This is a genomic window from Corynebacterium sp. HMSC08D02 (genome assembly GCF_001807505.1).
Lineage (GTDB): Bacteria > Actinomycetota > Actinomycetes > Mycobacteriales > Mycobacteriaceae > Corynebacterium > Corynebacterium pseudogenitalium.
In genome coordinates this window covers 1-11,674 of record NZ_KV789250.1, presented here as the reverse complement: position 1 = coordinate 11,674, position 11,674 = coordinate 1, and the positions used below count along the sequence as shown (strand labels likewise).

The following is an 11,674-nucleotide window of genomic DNA, read 5'->3' as shown; positions in this document are numbered from 1 at the left end:
AAGCTTGGAACGGGTTGCGTCTTCGCCGCGAGCGCGCGTTCAAGCCAATATTGAGGCAATCCGTCTTGCACAGCAGCTTCTGCGCGAGGACAGGTGGGCGACTGCTGACGAACAGCGTGTCCTCGCAGGCTATACAGGTTGGGGTGCGGCAGCAACTGTATTTGATGACGGTAATACTGAATTTTTCGAAGCCCGCGAAGAGCTCCGTGAAGTACTTAACGACCAAGCGCTCTACCTTCAGCTCGCCGCGACGACGACAGACTCGTTTTACACCGCTCCAGCGGTGACAGAAGCGATTACGCAATCCCTTGTCGAAGCCGGTGTCGATCGAGGCCGCATCCTCGAACCCGGTAGCGGTACAGGCAATTTCATTTCAGCACTTGGTGATACGGGCCACGTAACTGGTGTGGAGATCGATCCAATCAGTGGTTTCATTTCCTCACAGCTCTACCCAGATACCACTGTGGTCATTGACTCGTTTGCCGACCACGACAGCGACGAACCCATTTTTGACGCGGTTGTTGGCAACGTTCCTTTCGGCGACACAGTCATCAGCACCAACTCGACCAACCCGGACGGGTTCCTGCCACACAACCATTTCATCAACCATTCCCTCTCCCTCCTCAAGCCAGGCGGTTACGCCGCATTTATCACAAGCACTGGTACCTCGGATAGCGCTTCCGATAAAGCACGCGCAGCAATGATCCAGAAAGCTGATCTGCTTGCCGCATACCGCTTGCCTCGCCAAACATTCCGAGCGATTGCAGGCACGGACACCGTTACCGATGTTCTCGTGTTCCGAGGCCGCGAGGCTGATGCCGAACCAACACAAATGTCGCTGCAGTGGCTGCAATCTTCGATTGTTGACCACGATGGTTCCGCAGTTCGCCTGAACTCATTGTTTGCAAGCGATGAGTCCTTGTTCCTTGGCGAGAAAGCCATTACCTCGAACCGTTTCGGAGCTCCACAGCTCACAGTTAACGGTGACATCTCTGATCTAGGGCCACGCCTTAAAACCGCGCTGAGCTCGTCGCTCGACACCCAAATTTCTCAAGGACTTACTTTTAGTCCTGCGCCTTACCAGTCGGACGATGCATACAACACGTTCCTGCTGACCAGTGAAGAGACACCAATTCCTGGAACGTTGCGGTATCAATACCAGCCAGATGGTTCAGTGCTGTTTGAGGAATACCACCACGACGGCCACAGCTGGGAGGAAGTCAAACCACGACGCAAGAGCTTGTCTGCTGAATGGGTCAGTCTCATTGATCTGCGTGATGCAGTGCTCGAAACGCGTCGCGCGGACTCTAGCGATGATCCCGACACGGCAAAAGCTGCGCGCCAGCGACTGAACTGGCTCTACGATTCCTATGTCGCAAAGTACGGTCCAGTGAACAGGTTTGAGCTGGTTGAGCGCAAGCCGACTGCGAAAGCGATTCGTGAAGCGCTCGTCGAAGTCGAAGCTTCCTACCGCATTGAGCACAATCTCGACCCGCACGATCCTTTAGATGACGAAACGCAACAGGCACTGGAGCAGGAGGCGCAAGAGTTAGCGACGAAGCCTGCACGTGTGCAATCGCATCTCGCCAAGATCCTCAATGATCCTCAAATGGCGCAGGTACTGGCGCTTGAAATTTTCAATGACGATACCGGTGAAGCGCGGAAAGCACAGATCTTTGTGTCGAACCCGGCACGTATCGCTCGAGAGCCGCAACCTACTGATTCCGTCCCTGATGCGTTTCACGCGGTGCTTGCGTTTCGTGGCACTGTAGTGATTGATGAAATCGCTACTCTCACTGGGCGCAGCGGTGAGTCTGTAACAAGTGAGCTTCTTGACGAGGGGCTTGTGTTCCGTGATCCGCAAGAGCCGGAATCGCTGATTACTGCTCGTGATTATCTTTCTGGCAACGTGCGGACCAAGCTCGCAGAGGCTCGTCTTCGTGCCAGTGACGACGAATCCTTCCAATCCAACGTTGCAGCGCTGGAAGCTGTGCAGCCCAAATGGGTCGAAGATATTACCGTGCGTCCTGGTGCAACGTGGATCAATCCCGACTACTACACGGATTACCTTATTGAACGTCTCCAAGCCCCACCTGGCTCGCGCGTGCTGTTTACAGGCGATCAATGGGAAGTCGAAGTTGATACAAAAGAGTGGGACTTTGGCGGAGACGCTGACTATAACTACGGTCTCATTGCTGCAAATAATAGTGATGGCACCCGTTACAACTTCCAGGCGGCAGGTACTGCCGCAAACGCGCACAACCAAGGTGTTGCCTGCAATAGGAACGACGGCGTAGCAGTCCCGGCGTTCAAGACACTCCAAGCGGTGCTGAATCTGACTGCGCCGAAAGGGAAATGGTCGGCTGCGTGGCGAGAACAGCACAATACGGGAGAGGAAAACCCGCAGGCTTCGACATTCCTCAAGCGCAAGGCTGAATCGCTCGCTGATGACTTCAATGACTGGTTGCTTAGTGATCCTGCGCGCCGTCAAGAAGTGCTTGAAACCTACAATCAGATCTACAACGCCTACGTCGCACCGAAATACGACGGCGCGGACTTGCAACTGCCGGGGCTCGGCGAGAGTTTCACCCCGTATGCGTACCAGCGCAACGCAGTGCAACGCATTATCAGCGAACCCGGTGTCCTCCTCAACCACGTCGTTGGTGCAGGTAAAACCGGTTCAATGATGATGGGCGCAGCCGAACTGCGCCGCCTCGGGATCGCGAAACAACCCTGGTTAGTAGTTCCAAACCATATCGCCGGCCAAATCACCCGCGAAGCACTCCAGTGGTACCCGAACACGCAGGTTTTGTCCGCCGCAGGGGTATCCACCAAAGCGGATCGCGCGCGGTTCGTGGCACAAACCACCGCTGGGGACTGGGATCTTGTCGTTGTTCCACAAAGTGTTTTTGAGCGCATTCCGCTTGGCAAAGACGCAACGATTGACTACCTCACCAACAAGATCGAAGAAATCAACGCCGCTGTTGACGAAGCCAGAGCCAACGGAGCAGATCAATCTTCGGTGACGGTGAAAAACCTCCAAGGCCAAGCCAAGACGCTGATCAAAAAGGTCGAACAAGCACAGGCAAGAACCGACGACGCACTGTCCTTTGAGCAAACCCCATGCGACTACGTCTTTGTCGACGAAGCTCACCACTACAAGAACATGGGTCGCGTCTCCCAAGTCGATGACCTCAACAGTGCAGGGTCCCATCGCGCAATGGATATGGAGATGAAGCTCGCACGGCTTCGCGCAGACAAGGCTACTGCGGACAACCCTCGTCCTCCGGTGGCAACGTTTGCAACCGGTACACCGATCGCTAATAACTTGGCTGAAATCTGGGTCATGATGAAATATCTACGCCCCGATCTAGCTGCAGAATTGCACATGAAATCGGTACTCGGGTTCGCTGCTGCCTTTACAAAGCAGGTCACCGATGTAGAGGTCAACGCATCTGGTACTGGTTTGCGGCAGAAAACACGAACATGCGAATACGTCAACGTGGGCGAGCTTGCCAACGCCACGGCACAATTCATGGATGTCGTCACCCGCGATGCGGTCGAGGAAAATGCCACTCGAGCTCTGCCGAAGCTGAAAGACGGGAAGAACACCGTCGTGGAGTTCGAAGTCGAGCAAGACGTCAAGGACTTTATTGCTGACTTTGATTACCGTGCCACCTATGACTGGGAAAACGACCCAGATCACCGGCGCATGCCTAGGACCAACGCCACGATTCACGACGAACTTGGTCGTCCGATCCAAGTTACTGGCCCGGAGATTGATATGGCGTTGACCATCGCTTCTGATGGAAAGAAAGTCTCGCTTGATCCACGTCTTGTAAATCTTGATGTAGGAGGCCCAGGAGCCCGTATTACTGAACTGACTGGCCAAGTCCTCAAAGTCTGGAACGAAACGAAAGACAAGGCGTATACCAACCCGGACGGTACTGTTTCGGATAAAACTGGTGGTCTCCAAATCATTTTCTGTGACCAAGGAACTCCCGGAGGAGCCAGCCACAACATCTACGCCGATATTCGCACCGCACTAGCTGAACAAGGTATGAACCCCGATCGTGTGCAATTCATTCACGATTGGAAAGGCAAAGAAGACCAGCTCTATCGTCGCTGCAACGCAGGCGACGTTGACGTCATTATCGGCTCCACTGCCAAGATGGGCACTGGCGCGAACATTCAAACTCGCGCAGTAGCGCTCCACCACCTTGATATTCCATGGAGACCAGCCGACCTTGAGCAGCGCGAAGGCCGCATTATCCGGCAAGGGAATCAGAACAGCGACATCGACATTTTCAATTACGTTGCAGCTGGCACGTTTGATGCGGTGATGTGGCAAACCCTGTACCGCAAACAGAAATTCATCAATCAGTTTTACGCCGCAGACCGAACGCTGCGGCAAATGGATTCCCTTGATGAATCATCTGCGGATGCAGCAGCAATGAATAAAGCAATCGCAACTGGCGATCATCGCTACGTTGAGCTGTTCCAGCTCGACAAGCGCATCAACGAGCTCACGCAGATGAAACGTGAATGGCAAGCGACCCGCAGTTCACGTGAATACGCGATCAAGATGTCGCAGCAGCAGATCACATCGCTTGGCAAGACGCTTGACAGCCTGGAGCCGTTAGTGGAGCGTGCCCAAAAATTCGGAGACGCGGATGCCGAGCACCGGCATCGTGAGTTTCGAGGGAAGACCTTTGAGAACCGTGCTGACGCAGCTAACCACATTGTTTCCTTGTGTGCGTCGATCGCCAACAATAAGCTGCAACAGCCACAACCTTTGATCACGCTCGGCGGGGTCGATCTCCAGGCACGCTATCTATACGGCGAAATTGAAATCACTGTGACAGACACGGTGGGGCTGCGTTCTACGCGTTTGAGCAGGGCCGGAATTGGTGACGCTTTGAGCCACAATCCCGATTCTGCGTCGTCAAAGGCATACGGCATCCTTACGCAGCTTGAAAACACCGTGAAAGACATCCCACGGGCAAATCAGAAAGCTGCCGCGACGCTTGCAAAAGAACGCGATCGGCTGGAGCGGTTGGAAAAGGAAGCCCATCGCACCACGTTTGTGCATGAGGAGGAGCTGGTAGAAAGCAAGTCTGCTTTTGATGCGTTGCAGGTTGATCTCGAAAATCAGTCTCAGAGTCCGGAAGCGATAGCGTTACGCGCTGAGCGCGAAGAACGCATGCGAGTCAAGGGCCGGAAGCCTGGTTGGACCCAGGAGTTCTCCCCTACCAAGGGGTACGCGATCGCAGTGCATGACACGCTTGATCGCAATGAGGTGATTGCTAAGGCACAGTTGCGTGAAAATAAACATCTGTTTACCAACGGTGTGATTACGCAGCAAGAGTACGAGCGAAAAGTACTCGCGATCCGATCTTCGGCGATCGGTGAGTCGTTGCCCCATCAGATTGAGAAACCTGCCGAAACGAAACAGCCCGCTACTGGACTGGCTCAGCGTTTAGGGATTGCAACTTCTCATATTCAGTTTGGGAAAACGGCCACAGCTGGACCGGAAGCAAAAAGCTACAACGCCGAAAGCAACCATCTTGCTCCGTATAAGGATGACGGTTCCGATCTCGCTAACGAATAGGCACCTAGAGGATGTGAATATCCCCAGTTGCCGAGCCGATCAAGGAACTTTCGGTTCTTTGCTTACATGGAAAAGATGCCCCTCACCTCACAAGTAGGTGGGGGTATTTTCATGCCCTAACCCCCTAATCATGGTCCCTAAACACCTGCACCGACGGACGCTCATCAACTTCAACCCCCACGGCTCCCGCCGTATGAGGCGCAATCCATACAGGCTTGCGAAGTTTGCTCCCCTTACCCCAAGGCTGTTGCCTCCAATGCCCACGCACCCACCACCGCGAAGTTGCTTTACCTCGACGACCACCACCGCCTCCGCCGGATGAATCACGTACCACTAGCGATTTCACTGATACTCGAACAGGCACACGGGTTGTCTCCCCACGGGGGCCGATGCCTTGTTTGCGTACTCGTACAGGCTGCGTATCGGACTCTGCAACAACACGGGGCTGTGTCATCAATAGGAACAGTGCCCCCGCTACAGCAGCCGAAACCATACCGGCTTTTTTGTAGGGCCCGCGTGGCCCGCCGGTTGTTTCAGCTACTTCAATTCGTTGCGCACCATCCAGTACGTCGTTAATCCCGACTTTGAGAGTCGTTGAGCATTCCAGTACTAAATCGGTCCGCAGTGGGGAACGATGCTCAATGGGGATGTCGCTTGCTGCAACCCAACATGAAATATCCAACCCGTCGTCAAACTGTGTCCATGACAGGCCACGGACTGGCAGTTCAAAGATGGAATTGTCCAGGGATGATTCGTAGGGGACGTTGAAAAAAGGTGTTTCGAAACCTGCGAAACCTACCGGGCCAGGGATACATGCGGCTGGTGACCATTCGGGTACATCTTGGGAGACGGACGAAAGCATGTCGCATAGGTCACTGTCTATCCATGAGAGTTGGGCGTTGGCCAGCGTAAAGGCGGAGCGTCCCATGCGATTGGCGAGGCCTTTTGCATCGTCGATGGTTTGTTGCATCCAGAACTCGATGAGGTCTTGGTATTTTAGGCGGGCTTTTTCTACCAGGAATGGTAGGTCAAGTGGGGTCCAGTTCATCATTTTGTTTTCTCCTATTGGGGTGATGTTGCACGGGTGGAGGTGCCGCGCCACGATGGTGTTTGGACTGTTTTACATCCCGGTTCCCCGCATTCGCGGGGGTGGAACAATCCGCAACCGGGCCGACAGGGACCCTTTCGGGTTCTTTTGCTTACACAGCCCCCGCCCTCACAGGTAGGGGTTAATTCCGTGGGCGTCCAGCCCCTCGCTGTCAATTTCCTCCGTCAGCCACGAGGCAGCCTTCCGCGCCAAGTCATCACCGCGCAGCACGTCGGTTTCCTCCCCATAGAAGTCGCCCATACCCAGCATCTTGACGGCCTCAATCTGGCCGAGTGGGTCAATGTACACCTCCTGAATTCCCATCGCGTTTACCTTGCCCCGGTAACGGTCTTCGTTCTCGTCCTCGTCCACCGGACCCCAGTGGGCAACCATATCGCTAAGCCAGCTATCGCCTAGCTTCCACACATCGTTATCAAATAGGCCGTCGACCTGTTTTACGAACTCCTGCCTGACTTCGTCCGGGTCGATAGCCTCCTGGCGCTTCAATGTGGCCCGCAACTCGTCCAAGTCGTCGTAAGTTTCGAAGACCCAGCCGCCCTCCGGGTTGAGCACCTCACACTTGTAGGACTTGAGGTAGCGCTGGATACCGTCGTGCGAGTAGTCATGCTTAATGTGGGTCGAAAAGTCATTTTCATGTGCAACCACCAAGTAGCTGTAGCCGTCCTCGTCACGCTCTACACTCACAGAGTAAAAGTCGTCTTCTTCTAAGGTGAGTGCTAGCGCGTTCAGTTCCAGATTGTCGGTGTGACGGGTTGGGCGGAAACTTTCGTCTAGCCAGTCGGTGACGTACTCGGTGATGTCCCAGGCAATGTCTTCGACGCTGCCGGTGGAACCGCCGGTGTGGTAGGCATCGGAGCTGGTGAGGTCGTCCTCGTCGTGGTAGCAGGCGTACCGCCAGCCTGTCACACGGTTGCGGTCGTCCACGTCAAAAGTGATGGTGAGCCGTTCGTCGTCATTGCGTTCGATTACGCCGGTGTCTCCATCGTCCATGGAGGTGACGGTTTCGCACTTGTCGTGCGAGGCAAACGGCTTGGCCACGCCGGGAGCGTCGGGACCCCAGCTGTTGATGCGTCGCGCTGTGGCTGCTGCGAGTTGCTGGTAGGTGTTCATGGTTGTTTCCTTGTTTTTCTTTGCTTACACAGTCCTTACCCACGTTGGGGAGGTGTTTATGCCTGATCTTTGTGGTTGCTTAGCGGTACAGCCAGGCGTCCAAGTCCTCCCACTGATAGAAGTCGCCTGGCTCTAAGATTTCACCCCGCTCGACCTCGCGGGACTCCACCGGCCATGCAATGTCACCCCGTGGGCTCTCTACCGTGGGGCGGGCATAGTACCAGCCTCCTTTTTCGTCGTTGACGAACTTCCACAGAATCGGCGCATCACTCGGGCTGTCCCAGATGTACGAGCGCACGCCCACGTTTTCCAGCGCGCTGTCATACCCGGTGATTTCGACTTTTCGCCACACGATGCGGTGCTTATGCCCGTCCGGGTCCTCCAAGTCTGCGGAGATTACGTCGTGCCTCTCAAGGTTGATGACGTGCCCCGCCCACACTGCGAGGTCGTCCAGGTCTGGCATGCTGTCTGTGCGGTCCCCACGCGAAATGAGGTTGTCATGCGTGTTGTACAGCTCGGTCGCAAAGTACGGCTTGCCTGATTCGGTTTCGTACTTGCTGACGGTGAGTGTGCCGACTTTCCTGCCGTCGTTTTTTGCGTCCCACTTGGTACCGTTGTCGTGGTGTGGGGCTTTGTTGGTGAACTCAATCATTTTTTGTTCCTTTCGGTGGTGGTGTGTTTGCTCAGTGCCTGCGGCGATGTTATGTCCAGCGCTGGACAGTCGAGGGAGTTCGTCCGCACAGTTTTGCGATTTCATAGGCGCTGACCTCGTAAGACAGTGCTCCCTTGGTCCATTCTTTTCGGGCTGCTTTGATGTCGTCGGTGACGGTCTCGAGCTCGCGGGCTTGGTCGTCGGCCCACTTGATTTGGGCGAGGTAGACAGCCCGGGTGGCAGCTGTGCTTTTGCCTTGCTCGGCGAGCTTGAGTGCATCGGCGAAGATGGTCTGCACCCACTGGCGCTGCATGTCGTCGAGCTGCGAGATAGCCAGCTCATAGTCGTCTCGGGTGGCTTGCAGGTCTCCCTGCAAGGTTGTGGTGGCGACGGTATTGCCGCTGTTTTTGGAGGCCTGGACGGCCGCGAGGGCGCTCGCGGTCTGGGCGATGAGGCGTCCGATTTTCTCAATGGTGTCTGGATTGATGGTCTGCATTAGTTATCTCCGTAGAATTTTTTGATTGCGTCGTCAATATCTCCGTAGAAGCTTTTGATTGCGTAGTCAGCTGCGCTGCGAGCAAGGTCGGTGCGGATCGAGTAGGCGAAGCTCTGTGCTTCTCCGAGGCGGCCTTCCTCTTCAAGCTGGCGGATGACGGTCTTGCGTGGGCGGCGAAGTGGCTTTTTGTCGAAGTGCTTCCCGATCGCTTCCGTGAGGTCGTGGCGGATGATTCCGGTGCTCAATCCGATGCACTCTGCGAGCTTTGGGTGGATGGTGCGGATTGCTTCGAGCTGGCCATGGAAGTTCGCCTCGTACATGTTCGTGACGCCTTCCCAGAAGATGTAGTCCTTGTCGGTCATGCGAGTCTTGTGGATGGTGCTTTCGCGCTGGTAGTCGGCGTAGGCTTCGAGGATTTGGATTGCGAGGTTGGTGACTTCTTCGCGGCTGAGGGTGATGGTGAGGTCCTGCATCGGGTCTCTCCTTGTTTGGGATCTCTTTCTGACACCTCCATTATGACGCACTGCGTACTATTACGCAAGGCGTATGTTTGCCGGGGGTAGCTAACGGGGGTGGCGCCGGCCGCTCCGTCACTATTCCGGCTGGTCAACTACCTCAAAATCAAAATCGCCCATCGTCAACAACATCGAAATATGCCCTAGCAGCGCAGCATGCTCTCGCGCTGACATCCCTTGGCGCGCCTGCGCATCCCCGTCACGTCGATAAGCGATAAGTCTCGCAGGCTCCGGCTCAAGCTCCTCGGCAAGCTGAATCGCCTCGTCAATCGCCGACGCCGCAGCAGTCCACTTCCCCTCTAGCCACACGCACGCGTCCACAGGGGGTTGGTGGGTAGTTTCCCAGCGCTGCGCGGTACGCTCCGCGACATCACAGGCGACGGCGACGTCGTGCGTCGTCAGGCCGAGCGCTCGGCGCTTAATCCTAAATTCTGCAGGTGTCATTTGATTCGCTCCTTTACGCGGTTTTCAATGATTGTGTGCATCTCATCTACCGAGCGCAGCGCAATCTCTGCGCCGTCGATGGTGCGCGCACTAGGCAGGTCGAGGCGAGCACCCCGAATGGTCATGCAATTCTTCACCCACTCGCGCCGCACGGCGACGTAGCTGAACCCCTGCTTCTTGAGCTGGCGACGAATGCGCGGGGCATGGGTCTTGTCGGTGATAGTTGCAATAAGGAACATCTTTCGGACTCTCTTTCCGGTGTTTGCGGCCTCTTCCAGGAGGTGTTTTCCTTGCCGACTACACTCAGTATATGTCGTATTTTACGACATATCAAGAGGGTGTGTTCGTGACTATATTTTAACTACATAAACCCCTACCACCAGGCAAAACGCCAAGCAGCCGGGAGGTAATGACGTCGCCGGAATTGCCGCCTATGGAAATTGGTGCGCCCATATCGCAAAAACCCCAAAAACCCACACGTTGGTAGGGCGAATCACGTACAATGGCCCTCAACGTATGGGGGAGTTCCTTCATGCGCCAGAAAACCTCGAGCTATCGCGGGCCCCCGCTTGTCCCCCATTAGCGGGCTGGTTCCCCCGACAAACGCGACTGCTTGAGGTTTTCGCCTTTCAGTAAGGCTATGAGCCAAGTGCTCGGTAAAGGGTAGGACGGCTTACACCAAATTCGCGTGCGAGGGCCGCTTTCGACTCTCCTGTACTGACGCGCTGGCGTAGTTCCTGTACCTGACTGGGTGACAACGCGCGCTTTCTACCCTTATACTTTCCAGCTCGCTTTGCTATTGCGATGCCCTCGGCTTGACGTTCTCGGATTAGCGCTCGTTCAAATTCCGCAAAACTGCCCAAAATTCCTAGCATAAGATCAGCACGTGGGTCCGCAGTGTCTTTCGAGAACGACAGGCCCTCATGGAGAAACGTCACGGTAACCCCTTTGTCTGTAACGGTGTCGATGACCTCGCGTAGGTCTGCAAGGGATCGTGCAAGACGATCGATTGACGAAACGACGAGCTCATCCCCGTCGCGGACGTATGCGATGCACTCGGCCAGTCCTTGACGTCCCGCTTGGCTTCGGGCGGAAGCTTTATCAGAAAAAACGCGATCCACGCCACCTGATGCGTTCATCAGTTCTTCCTGTCGCAGATTCGTTTGCTCAAGAGTCGATACGCGCACGTAGCCTACTCGCTGTCCGTGTGAATCCGTTTGCGATCCCAAAGAAATCTCCAGAGTTGTAAAGCTAGGGTCTTAACATTGCGTTACTTGTGTAACGAAATGGTTGAATGGACTTTATTTTACAGCCACACACTGGTGTCCACGACTGTAACTCTGGGGCATACCCTGTGTTACTCCCGCCTTCGCTTCGCTCAGTTGGGCTACCGCCCTCGCTTCGCTCGGTTGGTCACAGTTGTAGCAAAGGGACCGATGCGCATGACAGCGATCAGCAAGCTCCTCGTCTGATTGGTGCGGTCGCATTCAGCAACGGAAGTGACACCGGCTTAGCACAACATTGATTGCAGATCGGTGGCATCTAATGCACAATGGAAGCGGCTATGCGACCTTTCATTGAGGATCTCTTTCCGCATGGTGAGTACGCTCGCTATTGTTGTTGTCGCATGGTCCATACTCTGTTGCCGAGGATTCATAAGAATATTCAAAGCAGCACTTGGTGAGTCGTTGGGGGACTAACCAGGGCGGGGCAGGTGATTCTATAATCACCTGCCCCG

At 55.2% G+C, this 11,674-nt stretch carries 10 protein-coding genes; 1 reads left to right on the top strand and 9 read right to left on the bottom strand.

Features of this window, described 5'->3' with window-relative positions:
• Nucleotides 1-226: hypothetical protein (locus HMPREF3170_RS11850; protein ID WP_210385508.1), on the bottom strand; the 226-nt coding region annotated here is incomplete at its 3' end.
• 57 nt (nucleotides 227-283) lie between these two features.
• Here HMPREF3170_RS11850 and HMPREF3170_RS06900 point away from each other — a divergent pair.
• Nucleotides 284-5,611, top strand: coding sequence for a DEAD/DEAH box helicase family protein (locus HMPREF3170_RS06900; RefSeq protein WP_210385507.1), 5,328 nt, complete (start codon nucleotides 284-286; stop codon nucleotides 5,609-5,611).
• Nucleotides 5,612-5,735: 124 nt separating this feature from the next.
• Here the strand turns inward: HMPREF3170_RS06900 and HMPREF3170_RS11575 are convergent, their stop codons facing one another.
• The 8 genes from HMPREF3170_RS11575 to HMPREF3170_RS06865 all read right to left on the bottom strand — a co-directional run bounded on the left by HMPREF3170_RS11575 (nucleotide 5,736) and on the right by HMPREF3170_RS06865 (nucleotide 11,123).
• Entirely contained in the window at nucleotides 5,736-6,662 is a 927-nt protein-coding gene (locus HMPREF3170_RS11575; RefSeq protein WP_141742238.1) for an AcrVA2 family anti-CRISPR protein, read from the bottom strand.
• A 165-nt stretch (nucleotides 6,663-6,827) separates the two neighbouring features.
• Nucleotides 6,828-7,829: a hypothetical protein gene (locus HMPREF3170_RS06895; RefSeq protein ID WP_070478750.1), complete on the bottom strand. Its 1,002-nt coding sequence runs from the start codon at nucleotides 7,827-7,829 to the stop codon at nucleotides 6,828-6,830.
• A gap of 79 nt (nucleotides 7,830-7,908) precedes the next feature.
• Nucleotides 7,909-8,481 (bottom strand): hypothetical protein, encoded by a 573-nt coding sequence (locus tag HMPREF3170_RS06890; protein ID WP_070478749.1) that lies wholly within the window; start codon nucleotides 8,479-8,481, stop codon nucleotides 7,909-7,911.
• A 49-nt stretch (nucleotides 8,482-8,530) separates the two neighbouring features.
• On the bottom strand, nucleotides 8,531-8,977 hold the full coding sequence (locus tag HMPREF3170_RS06885; RefSeq protein ID WP_070478747.1) for a hypothetical protein: 447 nt from the start codon (nucleotides 8,975-8,977) through the stop codon (nucleotides 8,531-8,533).
• Entirely contained in the window at nucleotides 8,977-9,450 is a 474-nt protein-coding gene (locus HMPREF3170_RS06880; RefSeq protein WP_070478745.1) for a hypothetical protein, read from the bottom strand. The genes HMPREF3170_RS06885 and HMPREF3170_RS06880 overlap by 1 nt, the downstream gene beginning before the upstream one ends.
• A gap of 120 nt (nucleotides 9,451-9,570) precedes the next feature.
• The gene (locus HMPREF3170_RS06875; RefSeq protein ID WP_070478743.1) at nucleotides 9,571-9,936 is read right to left on the bottom strand and encodes a hypothetical protein; all 366 of its coding nucleotides are present in this window, start codon (nucleotides 9,934-9,936) and stop codon (nucleotides 9,571-9,573) included.
• Nucleotides 9,933-10,175: a hypothetical protein gene (locus HMPREF3170_RS06870; protein WP_070478742.1), complete on the bottom strand. Its 243-nt coding sequence runs from the start codon at nucleotides 10,173-10,175 to the stop codon at nucleotides 9,933-9,935. The genes HMPREF3170_RS06875 and HMPREF3170_RS06870 overlap by 4 nt, the downstream gene beginning before the upstream one ends.
• 399 nt (nucleotides 10,176-10,574) lie before the next feature.
• Nucleotides 10,575-11,123, bottom strand: coding sequence for a recombinase family protein (locus HMPREF3170_RS06865; RefSeq protein ID WP_256365841.1), 549 nt, complete (start codon nucleotides 11,121-11,123; stop codon nucleotides 10,575-10,577).
• Nucleotides 11,124-11,674: the final 551 nt, after the last annotated feature.